Here is a 21,441-nt window from a genome sequence, read left to right on the forward strand (position 1 = left end):
TGCGGCTGCGATGTCCGTGTATGCCCGATGTGCGGCAGGGCTCGACGTGGCCTCGTTTTTCTCTCATGGATAACTTGGTTCACTCCAGAGAACCTTCGCCCCACAGGAGCTGACCGTGAACCGCCGACCCGCCCTGCTCGCAGCGGCCACCATGACTGCTGCGGCAGTCTTCTCCCTCACTGCCTGCGGAGGAGGAGACGGTGGTTCCGGAGGCAACGACAAGATCGCGGGCGCAGATTCCGGAGACGAGGCGCAGAAGTCCCCGTCGGCCACGGCTTCGCCTGACGGGATCACTCGGCCCAAGATCTCCGTGCCGAAGGACGTCGACCTGGTATTCGCTCCCGAGACGACGGGTGACGCCAAGGCCGACGCGGTGTTGCGCGACAACGCGGAGTACTGGCGAGCCATCGTCGAGTCGATCGAGAAGCAAGACCCTAAGTCGGAGGCTGTGCGGTTCTACAGCAAGGGGTCGGGGCTGCTCGGGACGATCGAGTGGTCCGGCAACTTCATCAAGTCCGATCTGACGCTGGCGGGAACGGTGCGCTTCACCGACCGGAAGGTCAAGTTCAGCAAGGACGGCTCGGCCGGTCTCACCTATTGCTCGGACGAGTCCAAGGGGTTCACGAAGGACCGCAAGACCGGGAAGAAGCACGTCACGCCGGCCGGCAAGGACTCGTACATCCTTTACAACGATCGTCTGCGCAAGAATGCCGACGGCGTGTGGCAGCTCACCAACAGCACCTCGGAGATGGGGAGCGCGCTGTGCCAGCCGTGAGCCGGAAGGGCGTAGTGGTGACGGCGCTCGCGGCCGTTGCCATCACCGCGCAGACAGTATCGCCAGCCTGGGCCGGATGGACGGACCAGACGGACGGCAAGCAGGCGAAGGGCGGCAAGAGCGGCCGCACCATCACCGTCGAGACCAAGATTCAGACGTCGGTCAACGGCAACTCGAACTCGCCCAAGACCGGGAACCTCTCGTCCGCGGACAGCAATTGGGAACCCCCCGCCTGTTGGTACGAGCCCGCGTTCTCCCCTAAGGAGATCGAGGAAACGGTCAAGGCGTGGCGGGGCTTCGGAGGCGGTGTACCGCTCTTCCACGGAGTGGGGGAGTTCGTGGGCGACTTCCTCGACGGCCGTTACAAGAAGGGCCATCCGTACAAGAACTACAACCTCGACAAGCAGGGAAAGGGGATGTTCTGGGCCGCCGCTCCCAACCCGAACCGCAAGGGCGACCCCGAGGCGAGCGCGTGCGACAGGCAGCCCTTCTGGGTCGACGAGGGTGAGACACCCAAGGAACCCCTGGCCGTGACACCGGAGATCCTCGCCGAGTATGCCTACGACGAACTGCCCGTGCCCGGCACCGAGATCGCCATGGCACCCGAGGGGACGACGAAGGTCAATCTCCCGACGTGGGCCTGGCTGGACAAAGCGAGGTTCAAGAAGGTCTCTGTCACGGCGGGCATCCCGAACTCGGGACTCTCCGCGACCACGACCGCCGAACCCGTCTCGCTCTCGATCGACCCGGGAACGGACGACGCCGAGACCTACCCCGCCTCGGGGGAGTGCCCCATCGAGGGCGGCAGGATCGGCGTCCCCCGAACCAAGGGCACCCCGGCGGACACGGAGCCCGCATGCGGGGTGAAGTACCTGAGGTCTTCCGGCGACACCCCGTACAACCTTCGGGCGACCGTCACCTGGAAGATCAGATGGACCAGCACCACGGGCGAACACGGGAAGCTGCCCGACGGCCAGTTCGGCGCGGACCAGCAGGTAGCGGTCGAGGAGGTCCAGTCCGTCAACCGGTGAGCGGGAGCGGGTGTCGGCGGCCTGCGCCGAGGACGTCCGGGCAGCGGCTTGAATTCGCCGGAATCGGCTGGCCCATGGAACACCCGGCTGAAATGTATGACCAGGGGGAGGAACGCGCGTGAGTGACCTGTACATCGATGGTGAAATGCTGAGCCGAGTTCGACGCAACTTGGGGAACATCGAGGACCTTCTCGGCAAACCGATCCGGGCCATGGCTGACATAGACGCCAAAGCGATGGGCACCAAGGACCTGGAACGTCGTATGGAAGACTTTGGCGAAGAATGGGAGTACGGGATCGGGCAGTTGCGAAAGTTCTCGAAGGGGGCGGCGAAGACTCTGGCCCATATTGAGAATACCTTTGAAAAACTGGATCTGGATCTCGCGGCCGCACTCTCGAAGGCGGCGAAGGAGAAGTGAGCTCCCCTACGATCGATGACTTCCCCGCGTTGGAGTTCGTCCCTTGCCCGGGAAACCATGACGAAGTGGAAAAGGTTGCCGGCTCGATTCGTGGAGCGGCAACCGCACTCGGGGAGATCAGAAGGGTCCTGCGCGGCGCTGACGACGGGGAGTGGCGGGGAAAGGCAGCCATCGCCTTCCGAGAGCTGCTGGATGAGGAGTTCCGGCCCAAGGTGGAGGAAGCCTTCGACTCCTTCGACGGGGCAAAAGGTGTCATCCAGGGCTGGGCCGACTATATGAAGGACAAGCAGAAGGTGGCCCGCGGTCTCGAGCGGGAAGCCGCGGAGGCCAAGAGGGCTGCAGATAAGAAAAAGGAGAAGGACGGGAATGGAGGGAAGGGCGGCTCTGATGCCGAGACCAAGGAGACGGAGAGCGGTACCGATGACGACACCGATCCAGTCGAGGAGGTGCGCAAGCGGGCGCGGACTCTCCATGCGAATTATCAGGAGGAAGGGAAAAATGCTGCTGATCGTCTGAAAGATGCCATTGATGTGGCACCGAATGAGCCCGGCTTCTGGGAAAGACTGGGTGACTTCATCGGGGATGTGCTCGACAAGATCGGTGATGCGCTGTCATGGGTGCACGATCAGCTCATCGAGCTACTGGGCACGTTTGCCCCTCTGTTGGATCTCATCGGGGACATCGCGGGGCTGTTGAGTGCCGTCACGGGGCTTCTGGCGCTGATCCCGGGGTTGCAGTTCATGGCTGCTGCCTCGCTCCCCCTGGCCGGAGTTGCGCTGGGGGCTCACTATCTATCCGCAGTCGGCACAACGGGGAGTTTCGGTAAGGCATTGCTGACCAAGGACGTCATCATGGATGCCGTGGGATTCGGGGTCGGCAAGTTGGGCGCAAAGATGGGGGACAGTGTTCTCGCGGCGGCTCAACTCTCGGGAGCGCCCATGCGGACGGTCCCCCAACTCATCGGTCCTGCTCAGGAACTTCCCTACGGAATATTTCAACTTGCCAAGAGTACGCCCAGCGCTTCCTATGTCATGGGCCAGGATGAGTTCATCTCGCGTGCTGCCAGTTTCCATATGACCTGGGCTGGGCACGCATTGACGGCCGAAGGCGGCGGTGACACCGTCGAAACCGTCAGTAAAATCTTCAAGTGGGACTTCGGCGCGCTGACGCAGAAGCCAATGGTGTCCAATTGACTGTTGTGAGCGATGAAGTGGCGGGAATTGAGCCCGGCCGGATCGAACTGTTTGTTCCCCCCGACTGGTTCGACCTGTTGGCCGACGGGGCCGACAAGGAAGCCACTCGGGCCCGTTGCGCCGAGATGATCCGCCTGACCTACCCGAACACCCCGGCGCGTCGCAGGGAGGAGTTCGTCGACGGCTTGATGAAGTGCCATGAGTGCTACCTCGCCGACGGTGCTCTCATGTATGGCGTGATCACGGCACCGCTCCCCAGCACGGGCGCCCAGGCCGTATGGCAAGTGCAAGCAGGGGTTGTCGCTGTGCCGCAGGCCCCTGACGAGGTGGACCTCGGTGAGCTGATGTCGAGGGTGTTCGACGCGCAGTTGAAGGGCCAAGTCGCCTATGTGGAACGGTTCACCACAGAGATGGGGATCGGCATCGGGTTTCTGTCACAGCCGCCCGTTCCCGTTCCGGAGGACTGGGAGGAGGAGGTCCCCGCAGATCTCAGGACCGGTCTGGCGGGTGCGCTGGCCTGCCCACCCGAGGGAGGCAAGGGCCTGCTGGTCATAGGGACCTGCTTGGATCCACACCAAGTTCGTGAGCTCGCCGGCCTGGTGGCGATCATTGCAGGCAATTCGGACTTCTTGCCCGCCGCACCACCGACCCCGAGTGACCAGTAGGACGACAGAGGGACCGACATGACGAATACCACCCACGCGGACCCCTCCCCACGAGGTTCGTTGTTCCGTGCGGCGCCGCTTCCGGAGGGACCCGGCCCGGCCGGGGCGTGGCCGGAGCGGGCGGGCCTTCTGGGGGCGCAGTCGGAGGCGCTCAGGAAGCTGATGCGTGAGGATCTCTCGCGCGGCCGTGGACTGGCCTTTCTGCTGTGTGCGGGGCTGGTGACCCTCGTAGCCGTCCTCGTGCCGGTGCTGTTGGCCGACGCGGCCTCGAGTGACAGTGACGACTTCGCCGTTTCAGTCGCGGGCTGCGTGCTGTTGGTGATCGTTGCGCTTCCGGCCCTGCTGGTCCTGCGTGCGTTGCGGGCCCGAGGGCGGCGGCGTCGGCGCCTGCTGGGTGAATGGGCCGCTGCGGATCGGGGGCACGACTCCGAGATTCCGTCGGGCTACGGATCGCAGGGCTCCCCGCACTCCCGCTTCTTCAATGCGGCGGCCGTCCTAGTGGTGGCTTTCGTCCTGGCTGTCGTGGTGCTGGCGAACGTGTCCGATGCTGACGCACTGGTGATGCTGCCGGGGCTGGCGGTGGGAGCCTCCTTCGCTTGGGCGACGGTGCGAAAGTACGCCGACCGGTACAGCTGGGCAGCACGGGAGAACGGGATGCGAGGGCGCGCGCGCCGACGGCATCAGCACCGGAACCAGATGTCCGGAGGGGTGGAGGTCCAACGGGCCGGGGTTCGCCCCCTGTTGCTCTACCTCGCGCTGTGTGCGCCCGTCACCATCGTTGCGGTGGTCTTCATCATTGCCCGGCCGAAGAACGTACTCGGTCTTGTCCTCGTAGGCCTCATCGCCCTGGCCGTATTGGTCGTCGGCCTCCCGATGACCGCACTCAGGCGGAGCCGGGACCGCAAGCAGCTCGTTCGGGCCGTCAGCGATCTGACGGCTTCGTTCCCACCTGGAGCAGTCGTGCACCCCGTCCGGTACGGCCTGGGTGAACCCTCTGGACAGCAGGTGGCCGGCGGCCCCGCGGCCTGGGACTGCGGTCCCTCGCGGGCCGGTGTTCTGGCGATCGGCGCGGGGCCGCTACAGCTTCGCGGGGTGGACGGGAGCTCCCTCGACCTCCCGCTCACTGAGCTTGTGGGTGTGGCATGGATCGCCAACACGGTGAGCTGGCTCGATCCGACTGTCGACCTCCTTCTCCACTCAGGCGAGGCGGTCGAGCTGCGCACGGCCCAAGCGCGGCAGATCGCCGAGGCGCTCTCCGGCGCGGGGGTGCGAGCCGTCTCCGCCTAGGCCGTGTCTTCAATGTGGGTTCGCGGGATGATGGGTCCGTGAGTCGTCGTTATGAACTGACTGATGAAGAGTGGGAGTTGCTGTGCCCGCTTCTTCCAAACGGATCGTTCGGCCGTCCGCGCGCGGATGACCGAACGGTGCTGAACGGCATCGTGTGGAAGATCCGGGCCGGTGCCGCCTGGCGGGACGTGCCCGCCCGGTACGGGTCATGGCAGTCGCTCTACACACGTTTCCGCAGGTGGGCACTGGATGGCACCTTCACGCGGATGCTCACCGCGGTTCAGGGCGACCGGCAGGCAGGAGCAGACGTGGACTGGCTGGTCGCCGTCGACTCGACGCTCGTGCGGGCCCACCAGCATGCGGCCGGCGCGAAAAAGGGGACCGGCCGGGGGACGAACCGGCAGATCACGCCCTCGGCCGATCCCGAGGAGGACTGACCACCAAGATCCACCTCGCCTGCGACGGCCGGGGGCGGCCCTTGGCGTTCACCCTGACCGGCGGCAACCGCAACGACTGCACCCAATTCGAGCACGTGATGGCCCGCATCCGCGTTCGGGGCCCCGGCCCGGGCCGGCCCCGCACCCGCCCCGACCGCGTCGTCGCCGACAAGGGCTACTCCTCCCGCTCGATCCGCGCCTATCTGCGCAGACGCGGCATCAAACACACCATCCCCGAGCGCATCGACCAGCTCAACGGACGCATCAGACGCGGTGAACGCCCCTGCGGCTTCGACAAGAACCACTACCGGCGCCGCAACGTCGTCGAGCGCTGCTTCAACCACCTCAAGCACTACCGCGCCATCGCCACCCGCTACGACAAGACCGCCACCTCATACGAAGCCGTCATCACCCTCGCCGCCACACTGCTCTGGCTTCGACCACTTTGAAGACACGACCTAGGTCGTCATCTGCGCCGGGCCCTGGGGCCCCGTTTGCAGCGGGACCGGTGACGGAGCCGTCTCCGCCCCCTCACCACCCCACCCCACCCCAAGTGAGAGCAACGTTCCCCCATGGTCACCGGAGGCCACGAGGTGGAAATGCGGGGTGCCTAGCTTCGGGAGGCGTGGGGTCGTCGTTGTGGGGCGGCCGGGGCGAGCTCTGGAGGCGTGTGATGTGGATCGAGCGGTGGGAACCGGAGGATGAGAGGTTCTGGAAGGAGGAGGGCGGGGAGCGGGTCGCGCGGCGGAATCTGGTGTTCTCCGTGCTGTCCGAGCACATCGGGTTCTCCGTGTGGAGCCTGTGGTCGGTGATGGTCCTGTTCATGGGGCCGGAGTACGGGATCGACGCCGCGGGGAAGTTCTTCCTCGTGTCGATGGCGACCCTCGTCGGGGCCGTCGTCCGCGTCCCCTACACCTTCGCCGTGGCGCGGTTCGGCGGGCGCAACTGGACCGTCATCGCCGCCTCCCTGCTGCTCCTGCCGACCGTCGCCGCCTTCGTCGTCATGGAGCCGGGGACGTCGTACGGCACCTTCATGGTGTGTGCGCTGCTCACCGGCATCGGCGGCGGCAACTTCGCCTCCAGCATGACCAACATCAACTCCTTCTTCCCGCTGCGGCAGAAGGGGTGGGCCCTCGGGCTCAACGCCGGGGGCGGCAACATCGGCGTGCCCGTGGTGCAGCTCGTGGGGCTCGCCGTCATCGGGGCGGGCGGCGGGCCGCGCCTGGTGCTCGGCATCTACATCCCGCTCGTCCTCGTCTCCGCCGTCTGCGCCTTCCTCTTCATGGACAGCATCTCGTCCGTCCGCAACGACACGGGGGCGGTCAGCGCGGCGGTCCGGGACCCGCACACGTGGATCATGTCGTTCCTGTACGTGGGGACGTTCGGGTCGTTCATCGGGTACGGCTTCGCCTTCGGGCTTGTGCTGCAGACCCAGTTCGGGCGTACGCCGCTGGAGGCCGCCCAGCTCACCTTCGTCGGGCCACTGCTCGGCTCGCTGATCCGGCCCGTCGGCGGGCGGCTGGCCGACCGGTTCGGCGGGGCGCGCATCACGCTGGGCAATTTCGTCGGGATGGGCGCCGCGACCGGCGTGGTCGTCGTCGCGTCCGTGCGGGAGTCCCTGCCGCTGTTCGTCGGCGCGTTCGTCGCGCTGTTCGTGCTCACCGGGCTCGGCAACGGATCGACGTACAAGATGATCCCCGGGATCTTCCAGGCGAAGGCCGAGGCCAAGGGGCTCGTGGGGGAGGCGGCCGCGGCGTACGGGCGGCGGCTCTCCGGGGCGGCGATGGGGCTGATCGGGGCCGTCGGCGGGCTCGGCGGGCTCGGCATCAACCTCGCCCTGCGGCAGTCCTTCCGTACGGTCGGCTCCGGCACGGGGGCCTACGTCGCCTTCCTCCTCTTCTACGGGGTGTGCTCCCTCGTCACCTGGGCCGTATACCTTCGGGGAGCGGCCGCCCGTACGGCCGGTGCGACCGACACGGAGGAGAAGCCGCAGCTCAGCTACGCCGAGGTGTGACATGACACGGCCGAGATGTGACGTAACACGGCGGACATCGGAGCGAACCGGGGCTGTCACGCGCCGTTGACAGGCTCGGTCGTCCGCCGCCCACGAGTGCCCGCGAGCCACGAGCGCCCACGAGCCACGAGCGGAACGGAAGCCACGAGCAGGACGAGAGTCACGAGCGGGACGAGACGAGACAGATCTATGCACGACACCTCAGCGAACGACTCAGCGAGCGACCTCACAGCGAGCGACTCAGCGAATGACTCAGCGAGCGGCCTCACAGTGAACGCTCCGGCGAGCGACGCCCCACCCCTGGCCGGTTTCACCGTCGGCGTGACCGCGGCCCGGCGCGCCGACGAGCTCGGCACGCTGCTCAAGCGGCGCGGCGCCACCGTCCTGCACGCCCCCGCCCTGCGCATCGTGCAGCTCGCCGACGACAGCGAACTCCTCAATGCCACCATAGAGTTGATCGACCACGCGCCGGACGTCGTGGTCGCCACCACCGCCATCGGGTTCCGCGGCTGGGTCGAGGCCGCCGACGGCTGGGGGTACGGGGAGGCCCTGATCCAGTGTCTGCGCGGGGTCGAACTGCTCGCCCGCGGGCCGAAGGTGAAGGGCGCCGTGCGGGCCGCGGGGCTCACCGAGGACTGGTCGCCGTTGTCCGAGTCCATGGCGGAGGTCCTCGACCGGCTGCTCGGCGAGGGCGTCGCGGGGCGGCGCGTCGCCCTGCAACTGCACGGGGAACCGCTGCCCGGCTTCGTCGAGGCGCTGCGGGCCGGGGGAGCGGAGGTCGTCCTGGTGCCCGTCTACCGGTGGCTGCCGCCGGAGGACCTCACCCCCGTGGACCGGCTCCTCGACGCGACCGTCGGGCGCGGCGTCGACGCGCTCACGTTCACCAGCGCGCCCGCCGCCGCGTCGCTGCTCGCCCGCGCCGAGGAGCGGGGCATGACGGCCGAGCTGCTCGCCGCCCTGCGCCACGACGTGCTCGTCGCCTGCGTGGGACCGGTCACCGCGCTGCCGCTGCAGTCCCTCGGCGTGGACACCGTGCAGCCCGAACGTTTCCGGCTCGGCCCGCTCGTCCAGGTGCTGTGCAAGGAACTCCCGTCCCGGGCGCGGGTGTTGCCCATCGGCGGGCACCGCGTGGAGATCCGCGGGCACGCGGTCCTGGTCGACGACGAGCTGTGCGCCGTGCCGCCCGCGGGCATGGCGCTGCTTGGCGCCCTCGCCCGGCGGCCCGGCTGGGTGGTGGCCCGCGCGGAGCTGCTGCGCGCGCTGCCGGGCGCGGGGCGCGACGAGCACGCGGTGGAGTCCGCGATGGCCCGCCTGCGCACGGCGCTCGGGGAGCCGAAGCTGATCCAGACGGTCGTCAAGCGGGGCTACCGGCTCGCGATCGACCCGGCGACCGGGTCGAAGTACGCGCAGTGAGCGCGAAGGCCGAAGTACGCGAAGTGCGTGCAGTGAGCGCGAAGTGCGTGCGATGAGCGCCGAGTACGCGGGTTCGTGCCGCGGAGGGGAACGCTTCTGCGGGCAACCTGGTACGCCGGGTTCCGGACCTGCCCGGGGAAGGGCACTGTAGGGGTACGCAACGGCATTCCCTCACCGGTGACCCCCAAGGCGGTGACAGACGCATGGCGTTGGGCCCGGCCCCGGCCCCGTACGAGCTGCGATTCGACTCCGGGCGGAGCTGCCTGGACCTCGTGGCGACGAACCATCCCGTGGAACGGCTCTACTCCGTGGAGAGACTGCGCGGCTGGCTCGCGGGCGCCGGCCTCGTCCCGCCGGGCGCCCCGCTGCCCGGCGCGGGGCCGCACTGGCTCGCGGCCTTCCGTGAACTGCGCGGCCATGTGGCCCAGTTGGTGTACGGCGAGATCGAGAACGGGCCCGCTGTCACCGCCGCCGCGCTCGACCGCGTCAACGCGCTGGCGGCCGCCGCGCCCCCGGCCCCCTGCGCGGTGCGCGCCCCCGACGGCACCCTGGTCCGCGTGCTGCGCGGCGACCCCGGCTGTCCGGGGCTCCTGGCCGCGGTCGCCCGGGACGCCGTCGACCTGCTCACCGACCCGGTGGCCCGCGCCCTGCTCCGCCAGTGCGAGGGCGACACCTGCCCCCTCGTCTATCTCGACACCTCCCGCGGCCGCCGTCGCCGCTGGTGCTCCAGCGAGGTGTGCGGCAACCGCGAACGGGTGGCCAGACACCGCCGAAGGGCCGCGCTCGCCCGTACGTGACCCCGTACGTGACCCCGTACGTGAGCCCCGTACGTGGTCCCCGTACGTGAGCAGGGCCCCGGACGGGACAGGCGAGGCGGACGGGACACGCGAGGCGGGCGGGACAGGCGGGGCGGGGCGACCTCGCGACCAGGAACGTACACGGGCGTTGAACGCCCGTCGCCCCTCGTACGTACCTCCGACGTGAGACCCGCCCGACCGCGCCAAAGCGCGGACACCGGAGGTGCGCGTGCGCAAGGATTCCGCCGTGGCCGATGAGCGCCCACAGCCGCACCGGCATCGCCTCGGCCGGCCCCCGGGCCCGGACGAGGAGCTGATGCGCGCCCTCTACCGCGAGCACGCGGGGCCCCTCCTCGCCTATGTGCTCCGGCTGGTGGCGGGTGACCGCCAGCGCGCCGAGGACGTCGTGCAGGAGACGCTCATCCGTGCCTGGAAGAACGCCGGTCAGCTCAACAGGGCGACCGGTTCGGTACGCCCCTGGCTGGTGACGGTCGCACGGCGCATCGTCATCGACGGCCACCGCAGCCGGCAGGCCCGGCCGCAGGAGGTCGACCCGTCGCCACTGGAGGTCATTCCCGCGGAGGACGAGATCGACAGGGCGCTGTGGCTGATGACTCTCTCGGACGCACTGGAGGACCTGACTCCCGCGCACCGGGAGGTACTTGTCGAAACCTATTTCAAAGGGCGTACGGTCAATGAGGCGGCCCAGACGCTGGGTATACCCAGCGGGACGGTGCGTTCACGGGTGTTCTACGCACTTCGCTCGATGAAGCTGGCGCTGGAGGAGCGGGGGGTGACGACATGACCGGGGCCCACGGCCACCACGACGCGCGCCGGGACGACGAACTCCATGAGACCGTCGGCGCCTACGCCCTCGGGATCCTGGACCAGGCGGACGCCACCCGGTTCGAGGAGCACCTCGCCGGGTGCGGCGCCTGCAGGCACCAGCTGGAGGAGTTCTCCGGCATGGAACCGATGCTGGCGGCGCTCGCGGCGGGCCCGCCCGGCGTACCGGCGCCCGCCGAGCCGCTCGGCACCCGGCCCGGCCCCCGCCTCGCCGAACGCCTCGCCGACGAGGTGGCGGGCCACCGGGAGCGCCGGCGCAGGCGCGGCCTGTACCTGGTCGCGGCGGCGGCCGTACTGATCGTCGGCGGCCCGCTCACCGTTCTCGCGCTGACCGGCGACGGCGGCGGCTCGAAGGACGCGGTGGCCGATCCGCACCCCACCAGCCCCGCCGAGGACGCCTTCTTCCACCACATGTCGCGAAAATCGCGCGGCACGGACCCGTCGACGAAGGTCAGCGCCACGGTCGGCACGGAGGAGAAGGCGTGGGGCACGCACGCCGTCCTGGAGCTGAAGAACGTCAAGGGGCCGCTCAAGTGCTCGCTGATCGCGGTCGGCAAGGACGGCGAGAAGGAGACGGTCACCAGCTGGTCGGTGCCCGAGTGGGGGTACGGCATCAAGGACAGTCCGAACAAATGGGCGCGCGGCCCGCTGTACGTCCACGGGGGCGCCGCCATGGACCGCAACGACATCGACCACTTCGAGGTGACCACGTTCGACGGCAAGCGCCTGGTCGAGGTGGCGGTGTAGCGGGCGACAAGTGCACAGGAGGGGCCCCTTTCGCCTAAGGTGGACGGCTGCTCGGTACGGGCAGCAGCACGGTGCGAAAGGGGCCTCGGTGGCCGACGTCAACGCAGTAATGCCGTCAGGCACACGCGACCGCGAGATCAGCGTCGAACAGGACCATCTCGACCAGGTCTACCGGCGCCTCGAGGAGAAGATCCACGAGGCCGAGTTCCTGATGAACGACGCCGCCAAGCGCTCCCAGGTGGGCACGCCGGGCGCGCTCGCCGAGCGCGACGCGCAGGTCTTCCGGGCGGGTGTCCATCTCAACCGGCTCAACAACGAGTTCGAGGACTTCCTCTTCGGCCGCATCGACCTGCTCCAGGGCAAGGACGGCAAGAAGGGCCCCGACGGCGCCTACACGGCGGTGGAGCCCGCCGAGGGCGCCGTCCGCGAGGACGAGAGCGGCAAGTACGCGGACATCGCGGAGACGCTGCACATCGGCCGGATCGGCGTCCTCGACGCGGACTACTCGCCGCTGGTCATCGACTGGCGTGCGCCCGCCGCCGCGCCCTTCTACCGCTCGACCCCCGTCGACCCCGGCCGCGTCGTGCGCCGCCGCGTCATCCGCTCCAAGGGCCGCACGGTCCTCGGCGTCGAGGACGACCTGATGCGCCCGGAGCTCACCGCCCGCCTCGACGGCGAGGAGCTCCCGGTGGTCGGCGACGGCGCCCTGATGGCCGCGCTCGGCCAGGCCCGCAGCCACTCGATGCGGGACATCGTGGCGTCGATCCAGGCCGAGCAGGACATGGTGATCCGGGCGCCCGCCGCTTCGGTGACGTACGTGGAGGGCGGCCCCGGCACCGGCAAGACGGCGGTGGCCCTGCACCGCGCCGCGTACCTGCTCTACCAGGACCGCCGCCGGTACGCGGGCGGCATCCTCATCGTCTCCCCGACCCCGCTCCTGGTCGCCTACACGGAGGGCGTCCTGCCGTCCCTCGGCGAGGAGGGCCAGGTCGCGATCCGCGCGGTCGGCTCCCTGGTCGACGGGGTGGAGGCCGATGTGTACGACTCTCCGGCGGTGGCCCGCGTCAAGGGTTCGTCCCGGATGCTGAAGGTGCTGAGGAAGGCGGCGCGCGGCGCGCTGGAGAGCGGGTCGGTACCGGCCCCGCGGGGGCGCTCGCGCGAGTCCGAGGGGCAGCTGTCCTTCGGCGACGTGAGCGATGCGGGCGATGAGGGCGACGAGGGTGACGACACGGACGAGGCCGGTACGGGGCGGACGCAGGCCCACGGCACCCCCACCCGCCTGCGCGTCGTCGCCTTCGGGCGCCGCCTGGAACTCGACGCGGGGCAGCTGAACCGTATCCGCGGCAACGCCCTCGGCGGCACCGCCCCCGTCAACCTCCTGCGCCCGCGCGCCCGCAAGCTCCTCCTGGACGCCCTGTGGTCCCAGTCCGGCGCGGCGGGCCGCCACACGGACCCCGAACTCGCCGCCGAACTCCGCTCCTCCTTCGACGACGACGTCTCGTCCGAGGACGACTTCATCCGCTTCCTGGACGCCTGGTGGCCGGAGCTCACCCCGCGCGGGGTGCTCGCCGCGATGGGCGACGAGCGGCGCCTCGGCCGCTGGGCCCGCCGCGTCCTGAACCCCGGCGAGGTCCGCAAGGTCGCCCGCTCCCTCAAGCGCGACGCCCTGTCCGTGCACGACGTGGCGCTCCTCGACGAGCTCCAGGCGATCCTCGGCACCCCGCACCGGCCCAGGAAGAAGCGCGAACTCGACCCCCTCGACCTGCTCACCGGCCTGGAAGAGCTGATGCCGCAGCGCGAGGAGTCCCAGCGCGAGCGCGCCGAGCGCCTCGCGGCGGAGCGCACCGAGTACGCCCACGTCATCGTCGACGAGGCGCAGGACCTCACCCCCATGCAGTGGCGGATGGTGGGCCGCCGCGGCCGGCACGCCACCTGGACGGTCGTCGGCGACCCGGCCCAGTCGTCCTGGTCGGATCCGGACGAGGCGGCCGAGGCCCGCGACGAGGCGCTCGGCACCCGCCCGCGCCGCCGCTTCACGCTCACCGTCAACTACCGCAACCCGGCCGAGATCGCGGAGGTGGCCGCCAGGGTCCTGGCCCTGGCGATGCCGGGCGCCGAGTCCCCGTCGGCGGTGCGTTCGACCGGGGTGGAGCCGCGTTTCTGCGTCGTACGGGACGGGGACCTCGGCGCGTCCGTGCGCGAGGAGGCGGCCCGGCTCCTGGAGCGGGTCGACGGCACGGTCGGCGTCGTGGTGGCGATGAACCGGCGCGAACAGGCGGCCCGCTGGCTCGCGGGGCTCGGGGGGCGCGTGGTGGCGCTCGGCAGTCTGGAGGCCAAGGGCCTGGAGTACGACGCGACGCTCGTCGTCTCGCCCGCGGAGATCGCCGACGAGTCCCCGGCGGGCCTGCGGGTCCTGTACGTGGCGCTGACGCGGGCGACGCAGCAGCTCACGGTCCTGTCGGGGGAGCGGGACGACCCGGACGCGAACGGGGTCGCGGATCTGCTCAGGGACTGATCCCGGAGCGGCTCCGATGCCGGGTCGTGGAGTCGCCGCGAGATTGACCGGAGCGGCTTTACGGGACGGGAATTGCCTTACGGGGATCGTTTGTTACCTTGGATGTGGCACCGGCCCGATCCAAGCCCCCGGGCCCAACCTTCGTCGCTACGAGCGACCACTTGCCGCGAGGCGAGCATGGCGGGTCGGTGTCATGAACGTATGAGAGAGGCCCACGTCACCGAGTGACGTGGGCCTCTTTCTGTTTCGTTCAACTTCTCGTATGGTGGAAACAGGTTTCCGAAAACGCAGCGCACTGGCCGGTGAACACAACGTTCTCAATCCGGGGCGACTACCACGTACTCGGCGGTAGGTGCGACCATCGGACGGCAAGAGCTACAAGGTGAAAGCAGAGGAAGTCGGCCATGGCAACGGCGCCCAGCGTCTCCTACTCGATGACGGTCCGGCTGGAGGTGCCCGCGAGCGGAACAGCGGTCTCCCAGCTCACCACGGCCGTCGAGTCTTCCGGGGGCTCGGTCACCGGCCTCGACGTCACGGCCTCCGGCCACGAGATGCTGCGGATCGACGTGACGATCGCGGCGTCCTCCACCACGCACGCCGACGAGATCGTCGAGCAGCTGCGCACCATCGAGGGTGTCACCCTCGGCAAGGTCTCCGACCGTACGTTCCTGATGCACCTCGGCGGCAAGATCGAGATGCAGTCCAAGCACCCCATCAGGAACCGTGACGACCTCTCCATGATCTACACCCCGGGCGTCGCCCGGGTCTGCATGGCGATCGCCGAGAACCCCGAGGACGCGCGCCGCCTCACCATCAAGCGCAATTCCGTTGCGGTCGTAACGGACGGCTCGGCCGTGCTCGGTCTCGGCAACATCGGCCCGAAGGCCGCGCTGCCGGTCATGGAGGGCAAGGCGGCCCTCTTCAAGCGCTTCGCGGGCATCGACGCCTGGCCGCTCTGCCTGGACACCCAGGACACCGACGCCATCGTCGAGATCGTCAAGGCCATCGCCCCCGGCTTCGCGGGCATCAACCTGGAGGACATCTCGGCGCCCCGCTGCTTCGAGATCGAGGCCCGGCTGCGCGAGGCCCTCGACATCCCGGTCTTCCACGACGACCAGCACGGCACGGCCATCGTCGTCCTCGCCGCCCTCACCAACGCCCTGCGCGTGGTCGGCAAGAACATCGGCGACGTGCGCGTGGTCATGTCGGGCGCCGGCGCGGCCGGCACGGCCATCCTCAAGCTGCTGCTCGCCGCCGGTGTGAAGAACGCCGTGGTGGCCGACATCCACGGCGTCGTGCACGCCGACCGCGAGGACCTGGTCTCCCACGAGGCCGACTCGCCGCTGCGCTGGATCGCCGACAACACCAACCCCGAGGGCCTCACCGGCACGCTCAAGGAGGCCGTCGTCGGCGCCGACGTCTTCATCGGCGTGTCGGCCCCGAACGTGCTGAACGGCGACGACGTCGCCGCCATGGCCGAGGGCGCCATCGTGTTCGCGCTCGCGAACCCGGACCCCGAGGTCGACCCGGCCATCGCGCGCCAGACGGCGGAAGTTGTGGCCACCGGACGCTCGGACTTCCCGAACCAGATCAACAACGTGCTGGTCTTCCCCGGCGTCTTCCGCGGCCTCCTGGACGCCCAGTCGCGTACGGTCAACACCGAGATGATGCTGGCCGCCGCGGGCGCCCTCGCGGACGTCGTCGCCGAGGACGAGCTGAACCGGAACTACATCATCCCCAGCGTCTTCAACGACAAGGTCGCGGGCGCCGTGGCCGGTGCCGTGCGCACCGCCGCGAAGGCCGCGGGAGCCGCTGTGACGGGTGCCACGGCCTAGCGGCACGGCGCGTCGCTGAACCCGGGCCCGAAAGGCCCCTCTAGGGTGGCTTGGCAGCAAGCCCCCGGCCCCCCGCCATTCAGGGGCGGCGGACGCTTTTCGTGTGCCCCCCAAGGGCGCCGGATTGGCTTTCCCGCCGCAGGTGGGGGCAGGATGCGTAATCGGGCGCGAGGGTCTGACGTCAGACCCGGGTCCGGGGACTGTCCGAGGACCCTGGCAGCATCGTCTTCGCTGTGCCCATCATGCGGCCCTGCCGCGTGGCACGCCTCAACGGCAAAAGAACACGGGAGTACAAACATGAACCGCAGTGAGCTGGTGGCCGCGCTGGCCGACCGCGCAGAGGTGACCCGCAAGGACGCCGACGCCGTGCTGGCCGCGTTCGCCGAGACCGTCGGCGAGATCGTTGCCAAGGGCGACGAGAAGGTCACCATCCCCGGCTTCCTGACCTTCGAGCGCACCCACCGTGCCGCTCGCACCGCCCGCAACCCGCAGACCGGTGAGCCGATCAACATCCCGGCCGGTTACAGCGTCAAGGTTTCGGCTGGTTCCAAGCTGAAGGAAGCGGCGAAGGGAAAGTAACCCTTTAGCAGCTGAAAGGGGCGCCACCCGGTTCGGGTGGCGCCCCTTTCGTACACCGCTGAAAGATGGCCTCAAACGCCGGCCGGGCTGGAAACTAGAGCGCCGCCCTGCCCGGGAGCTCGACCTTCGCGCCGAGCTCCTGGAGCTTCTCCATGAAGTTCTCGTAGCCGCGGTTGATCAGGTCGATGCCGTGGACGCGGGACGTGCCCTGCGCCGCGAGGGCCGCGATGAGGTACGAGAAGCCGCCGCGCAGGTCGGGGATGACCAGATCGGCGCCCTGCAGCTTCGTGGGGCCGCTGACGACCGCCGAGTGCAGGAAGTTGCGCTGGCCGAAGCGGCAGTCGGAGCCGCCCAGGCACTCGCGGTAGAGCTGGATGTGCGCGCCCATCTGGTTGAGCGCGGAGGTGAAGCCGAGGCGCGACTCGTAGACCGTCTCGTGGACGATGGACAGGCCCGCGGCCTGCGTCAGGGCCACGACGAGCGGCTGCTGCCAGTCGGTCTGGAAACCGGGGTGCACGTCCGTCTCCAGGGCGATCGCGTTGAGCGAGCCGCCCGGGTGCCAGAAGCGGATGCCCTCGTCGTCGATCTCGAAGGCACCGCCCACCTTCCGGTAGGTGTTCAGGAACGTCATCATCGAGCGCTGCTGGGCGCCGCGGACGTAGACGTTGCCTTCGGTCGCCAGGGCCGCGGAAGCCCACGAGGCGGCCTCCAGGCGGTCCGAGAGGGCGTGGTGGGTGTAGCCGCCGAGGCTGTCGACACCGGTGACCCTTATGGTCCTGTCGGTGTCCATGGCGATGATCGCGCCCATTTTCTGCAGGACGCAGATCAGGTCCTCGATCTCCGGCTCGACCGCGGCGTTCGAGAGCTCGGTCACACCCTCCGCGAGGACGGCGGTGAGCAGCACCTGCTCGGTGGCGCCGACGGAGGGGTACGGCAGCTTGATCTTCGTGCCGCGGAGCCGCTGCGGGGCCTCCAGGTACTGGCCGCCCTCGCGCTTCTCGATGGTCGCGCCGAACTGGCGGAGCACCTCGAAGTGGAAGTCGATCGGCCGGCCGCCGATGTCGCAGCCGCCGAGGCCGGGGATGAAGGCGTGGCCCAGCCGGTGCAGCAGGGGGCCGCAGAAGAGGATCGGAATGCGCGACGAGCCCGCGTGGGCGTCGATGTCGGCGACATTCGCGCTCTCGACGTGCGACGGGTCCATGATGAGCTCGCCCGGCTCCTCACCGGGGCGGACCGTCACGCCGTGCAGCTGCAGCAGGCCGCGTACGACGCGGACGTCCCGGATGTCGGGGACGTTGCGCAGCCGGCTCGGGGCGCTGCCGAGCAGCGCGGCGACCATGGCCTTTGGCACGAGGTTCTTCGCGCCGCGGACACGGATCTCGCCCTCCAGCGGGGTTCCGCCATGGACAAGCAGTACGTCTTCGGTGCCGGTGACGGTCATGAATCTCGCGTTCCGATTGGATGGACAGGGGACCAAAGGGCCAAGCGTAATGGCCGTGTACCCCCCTTCCGTAAGGCCAAGGGCGCCTGGAACGGGTCATGAGTTCGCCACAACACGAACCGTGCGGAACCGGACACTCCGGGTCACTGCCCTTTCCATGCGCTCCACCTGCCCCTCCGGCCCCTGAGCTGCATTCACTCCGGTATGCCCATTGGCTCCCCGCGCAGGGCAAAGATGCGGGATCATGTGCACCATGACCGAGGTGTCCTCGCTCACAGGGCGGCTGCTCGTGGCCACACCGGCCCTGGCGGACCCCAACTTCGACCGCGCGGTGGTGCTGCTCCTCGACCACGACGAGGAGGGCTCGCTCGGCGTGGTCCTGAACCGTCCGACCCCGGTGGGCGTGGGCGACATCCTGGAGGGCTGGGGAGACCTGGCGGGCGCGCCCGGCGTCGTCTTCCAGGGCGGGCCCGTCTCGCTGGACTCGGCGCTCGGGATCGCGGTGATCCCGGGCGACGAGGGGGCCGCGCAGGGCGCCCGCTCGCGCGCGGGACGGGAGGACCCGGTCGGTTTCCGGCGCGTGCACGGCGCGATCGGCCTCGTCGACCTGGAGGCCCCGCCGGAGCTCCTCGCCGCGGCCCTCGGCTCCTTGCGGATCTTCGCGGGCTATTCGGGCTGGGGCCCGGGCCAGCTGGAGGACGAGCTGGTGGACGGCGCCTGGTACGTGGTCGAGTCCGAGCCCGGCGACGTCTCGTCCCCGGACCCGGAGCGGCTGTGGCGCGCGGTGCTCAGGCGTCAGCGCAGCGAGCTCGCGATGGTCGCCACCTATCCGGACGACCCGTCGCTGAACTGATCGGCCTCCCGCAGGTACCGCTCGGCGAGCGGGTGGGCGTCGCGCGTGGGGACGGCCAGGTGCACGGCGACGGGCGGGGCGTTCTTCAGGCGTACGCGGCGCAGCGCGGGGTGGGAGTGTCTGCGGGCCACTGGTTCGGGGGCCACGCCGATCCCGTGCCCCGCCGCGACCGCCTCCAGCCACTCGTCGAAGTTGTCGGCGGTGCAGGCGAGCCGGGGGCGGCGGTCCGGGGGCCACAGGTCGGGGCGGGTCGTGCCGGTGACGGTGTTCACGACCAGGGGGAACTCCGCCAGCTCCGACCAGTCCACGACGCGGCGGCCCGCGAGCTCCGCCGCGCCGCGCGCGACGACCGCGATGCGCGGCTCGTGCAGCAGCAGCCGTGAGCGGACCGCGGTGCCGGGCGGGGGGTCGCCCCGGACGACCGCGACGTCGCACGCGCCCGACGCGAGCCCGGCCAGGGGCGCGTCGCGCCGCACCAGACGCACGCCCGCGCCGGTCGCCGCCTTGAACGCGGCGGTGAGGCCGACGCAGGCCTCGGGCAGTACGGAGGTGAAGCCGAGCCGGAGCAGGGGCGGCTCGGCGCGGGTCGCGCGCAGGGTGGCGTCCAGGCGGGTCAGCAGCGGGGTGAGGTCGTCGCGCAGCCGGCGGCCCGCGTCGGTGAGGGTGACGCGGCGCGTGGTGCGCTCCAGGAGCCGGGTGCCGACGGCCTCCTCCAGGGCGCGCACCGTCCGGGTGAGCGCGGGCTGGCCGATGCGGAGCCGGTCGGCGGCGTGCGTGAAGCTCAGCTCGTCGGCGACGGCGGCGAATCCCCGCAGATGCCGCAGCTCGACGGCGTCGAGGAGTGGCGCCGGGGCGCGTTCGTGATCCATGCCGCCCCAGCATAAATGGGCGCCGGAGGCATTTCCCCCGCGATACGGAGGCTCCCTACGTTTCCCCTCTCCGGTTCCTGTTCCTGCCGGTCAAGAGGCGTGACGCAAGAGGCACGACGTACGAGGGAGATGAGTGGCGTGCGCAAGGTGTGGCTGCTGATGTTGGGGGCCTTCACATTGGGGCTCGATGCCTATGTGATGGCCGGACTGCTGCCGGTCGTCGCCGGGGACCTGGGGACGACCGTGTCCCTCGCGGGGCAGATGGTCACCGTCTTCACCCTCGCCTACGCGGTGAGCGCGCCTCTCGTCGCGGGGCTGGCCTCGGGCGTACGCCCCCGCGCGCTCATCATCGGCGCGCTCGGCGTCTTCACGCTCGGCAACGCCCTGACCGCCCTCGCGCCGGGCCTCGCCGTGCTGCTCCTGTCCCGGGCCGTCGCGGGAGCGGGGGCCGGCGTCTACTCCGCGCTGTCCACCGCGGCAGCCGCCGCCCTCGTGCCCGGGGAGCGCCGCGGCCGTGCGCTCGCCCTGGTGATGGGCGGCATGAGCTCGGGCACGGTGCTCGGGGTGCCGATCGGCGTGCTGCTCGCCGAGCACGCCGGGTGGCGCGCCACGATGTGGGGCGTGACCGGACTCGGGGCGCTCGCGCTCGCCGGACTCGCCGCGTGGCTGCCGGACGTGCCCGCCGACCCGCCGGTGCCCGCGCGGGCCAGGCTCGCCGCGCTCACCGACCGGGGCGTCCTCCCCGTCGTCGGCGTCTCCTTCCTCGGGGCGATCGCGAGCCTCGGCCTGTACACCTATCTCGCGCCGGTCCTGGACTCCGCGGGCGGCGTGGGCGAGGGCGGCGTCGCCCCCTACCTCTGGGCCTGGGGCATCGGCGGGGTCATCGGCAGCGTCCTCGCGGGACCACTCGTGGACCGTACGGGCAAGGCGGTCGCCCTGGTCGGCGGGCTCATGGCGGCCCTGGTCCTCGCCGTCGGCGCGCTCCCGCTGCTCGGCGCCGCCGCCTTCCCCGCGCTCGTCCTGTGGGGCGCCGCGGGCTGGGCGCTCCAAGTCCCGCAGCAGCACCGCCTCCTGGCCCTGCGCGCCGAGCGCGGCACGGTCGCCCTCGCGCTCAACAACTCGGCGCTCTATCTGGGCAGCGCGGTCGGGTCGGCGGTGGCCGGGCTCGCCCTCTCCGCGGGCCTCGCGCCGCGCGATCTGCCGTGGGCGGCGGCCGCGGTGGCGGGGGCGGGACTCGTGCTGCACCTGTGCGCAACGCGGGGCGGGCGCGCCGGGCGCGGGCCGGGGCATCGTGAGCCTGCCGCTGCCGGGGCGCGGCGCGCGTGAGTACCCTTGACCCTTATGAGCACTCTAGAGCCCGAGCCCGAGCGCGGGGCAGGTACGGGGACCCTCGTAGAGCCGACGCCGCAGGTGTCGCACGGTGACGGCGACCACGAGCGCTATGCGCACTATGTCCAGAAGGACAAGATCATGGCGAGCGCGCTCGACGGCACGCCCGTCGTCGCGCTCTGCGGCAAGGTGTGGGTCCCCGGCCGCGATCCGAAGAAGTACCCCGTCTGTCCCATGTGCAAGGAGATCTACGAGTCCATGAACGCCGGCGGCGACAAGGACAAGGGCGGCAAGGACGGCAACAAGTAGTCCCTTTCGACACCCTGTGAGACCTCTTCGCCCAAGGGGCGTTGCGCGTGCCGCAACGCCCCTTTTGCGTTGTGCAATCGCGTGACAG

Annotated in this window: 19 protein-coding genes and 1 pseudogene; 18 read left to right on the top strand and 2 right to left on the bottom strand. The window is 70.1% G+C overall.

The genetic code is table 11. The features are described 5' to 3' along the window. Positions 1 to 115 precede the first annotated feature (115 nt). The 15 genes and pseudogenes from ACFVYL_RS05835 (at position 116) to ACFVYL_RS05905 (ending at position 16,552) form a co-directional block, all read left to right on the top strand. Positions 116 to 775 carry a hypothetical protein gene (locus ACFVYL_RS05835; RefSeq protein WP_389713139.1) on the top strand — a complete coding sequence of 220 codons (660 nt, stop codon included), beginning with the start codon at positions 116 to 118 and terminating at the stop codon, positions 773 to 775. Beyond that, positions 763 to 1,806, top strand: coding sequence for a hypothetical protein (locus ACFVYL_RS05840; RefSeq protein WP_389713140.1), 1,044 nt, complete (start codon positions 763 to 765; stop codon positions 1,804 to 1,806). Before ACFVYL_RS05835 ends, ACFVYL_RS05840 begins: the two co-directional genes overlap by 13 nt. A gap of 118 nt (positions 1,807 to 1,924) precedes the next feature. Then, complete coding sequence (locus tag ACFVYL_RS05845; RefSeq protein ID WP_389713141.1) at positions 1,925 to 2,224, top strand: hypothetical protein; 300 nt, start codon at positions 1,925 to 1,927, stop codon at positions 2,222 to 2,224. Then, positions 2,221 to 3,417, top strand: a complete 1,197-nt coding sequence (locus ACFVYL_RS05850; RefSeq protein WP_389713142.1) for a putative T7SS-secreted protein — start codon at positions 2,221 to 2,223, stop codon at positions 3,415 to 3,417. Before ACFVYL_RS05845 ends, ACFVYL_RS05850 begins: the two co-directional genes overlap by 4 nt. 5 nt (positions 3,418 to 3,422) lie before the next feature. Further along, a complete protein-coding gene (locus ACFVYL_RS05855; protein ID WP_389713143.1) occupies positions 3,423 to 4,082 on the top strand; it encodes a hypothetical protein in 660 nt (219 codons plus the stop codon). 18 nt (positions 4,083 to 4,100) lie between these two features. Further along, a complete protein-coding gene (locus ACFVYL_RS05860) occupies positions 4,101 to 5,369 on the top strand; it encodes a hypothetical protein (protein WP_389713144.1) in 1,269 nt (422 codons plus the stop codon). A gap of 38 nt (positions 5,370 to 5,407) precedes the next feature. Beyond that, positions 5,408 to 6,255 (top strand): annotated as a pseudogene (locus tag ACFVYL_RS05865) (IS5 family transposase). Positions 6,256 to 6,479: 224 nt separating this feature from the next. After that, positions 6,480 to 7,820 (top strand): MFS transporter, encoded by a 1,341-nt coding sequence (locus tag ACFVYL_RS05870; RefSeq protein WP_389713146.1) that lies wholly within the window; start codon positions 6,480 to 6,482, stop codon positions 7,818 to 7,820. A gap of 189 nt (positions 7,821 to 8,009) precedes the next feature. After that, positions 8,010 to 9,233, top strand: coding sequence for a uroporphyrinogen-III synthase (locus tag ACFVYL_RS05875; RefSeq protein ID WP_389713148.1), 1,224 nt, complete (start codon positions 8,010 to 8,012; stop codon positions 9,231 to 9,233). A 203-nt stretch (positions 9,234 to 9,436) separates the two neighbouring features. Continuing rightward, positions 9,437 to 10,030, top strand: coding sequence for a CGNR zinc finger domain-containing protein (locus tag ACFVYL_RS05880; RefSeq protein ID WP_389713149.1), 594 nt, complete (start codon positions 9,437 to 9,439; stop codon positions 10,028 to 10,030). A gap of 223 nt (positions 10,031 to 10,253) precedes the next feature. After that, positions 10,254 to 10,835: a sigma-70 family RNA polymerase sigma factor gene (locus ACFVYL_RS05885; RefSeq protein WP_361723814.1), complete on the top strand. Its 582-nt coding sequence runs from the start codon at positions 10,254 to 10,256 to the stop codon at positions 10,833 to 10,835. After that, positions 10,832 to 11,623 (top strand): anti-sigma factor family protein, encoded by a 792-nt coding sequence (locus ACFVYL_RS05890; RefSeq protein WP_389713150.1) that lies wholly within the window; start codon positions 10,832 to 10,834, stop codon positions 11,621 to 11,623. The genes ACFVYL_RS05885 and ACFVYL_RS05890 overlap by 4 nt, the downstream gene beginning before the upstream one ends. A 109-nt stretch (positions 11,624 to 11,732) precedes the next feature. After that, on the top strand, positions 11,733 to 14,138 hold the full coding sequence (locus tag ACFVYL_RS05895; protein ID WP_389713494.1) for a HelD family protein: 2,406 nt from the start codon (positions 11,733 to 11,735) through the stop codon (positions 14,136 to 14,138). Between the two features lie 404 nt (positions 14,139 to 14,542). Next, complete coding sequence (locus ACFVYL_RS05900; RefSeq protein ID WP_389713152.1) at positions 14,543 to 15,973, top strand: NAD-dependent malic enzyme; 1,431 nt, start codon at positions 14,543 to 14,545, stop codon at positions 15,971 to 15,973. A 297-nt stretch (positions 15,974 to 16,270) separates the two neighbouring features. Beyond that, the gene (locus ACFVYL_RS05905) at positions 16,271 to 16,552 is read left to right on the top strand and encodes an HU family DNA-binding protein (RefSeq protein ID WP_016645140.1); all 282 of its coding nucleotides are present in this window, start codon (positions 16,271 to 16,273) and stop codon (positions 16,550 to 16,552) included. A 94-nt stretch (positions 16,553 to 16,646) separates the two neighbouring features. Here ACFVYL_RS05905 and murA read toward each other — a convergent pair whose 3' ends face one another. After that, positions 16,647 to 17,993 carry a UDP-N-acetylglucosamine 1-carboxyvinyltransferase gene (gene murA, locus ACFVYL_RS05910; protein ID WP_389713153.1) on the bottom strand — a complete coding sequence of 449 codons (1,347 nt, stop codon included), beginning with the start codon at positions 17,991 to 17,993 and terminating at the stop codon, positions 16,647 to 16,649. A gap of 253 nt (positions 17,994 to 18,246) precedes the next feature. On the opposite strand from murA, the gene ACFVYL_RS05915 reads away from it, so the two are divergent. Next, entirely contained in the window at positions 18,247 to 18,846 is a 600-nt protein-coding gene (locus ACFVYL_RS05915) for a YqgE/AlgH family protein (RefSeq protein ID WP_389713154.1), read from the top strand. Here ACFVYL_RS05915 and ACFVYL_RS05920 read toward each other — a convergent pair. After that, positions 18,819 to 19,715 (bottom strand): LysR family transcriptional regulator, encoded by an 897-nt coding sequence (locus ACFVYL_RS05920; RefSeq protein ID WP_389713155.1) that lies wholly within the window; start codon positions 19,713 to 19,715, stop codon positions 18,819 to 18,821. The two genes, ACFVYL_RS05915 and ACFVYL_RS05920, sit on opposite strands and share 28 nt — an antisense overlap. 129 nt (positions 19,716 to 19,844) lie before the next feature. On the opposite strand from ACFVYL_RS05920, the gene ACFVYL_RS05925 reads away from it, so the two are divergent. Together ACFVYL_RS05925 and ACFVYL_RS05930 are read left to right on the top strand one after the other, a co-directional pair. Further along, entirely contained in the window at positions 19,845 to 21,041 is a 1,197-nt protein-coding gene (locus ACFVYL_RS05925) for an MFS transporter (protein ID WP_389713156.1), read from the top strand. A 15-nt stretch (positions 21,042 to 21,056) separates the two neighbouring features. Further along, positions 21,057 to 21,353, top strand: a complete 297-nt coding sequence (locus tag ACFVYL_RS05930; protein ID WP_389713157.1) for a DUF3039 domain-containing protein — start codon at positions 21,057 to 21,059, stop codon at positions 21,351 to 21,353. Positions 21,354 to 21,441 lie beyond the last annotated feature (88 nt).

Source organism: Streptomyces sp. NPDC058308, from assembly GCF_042880275.1.
Lineage (GTDB): Bacteria > Actinomycetota > Actinomycetes > Streptomycetales > Streptomycetaceae > Streptomyces.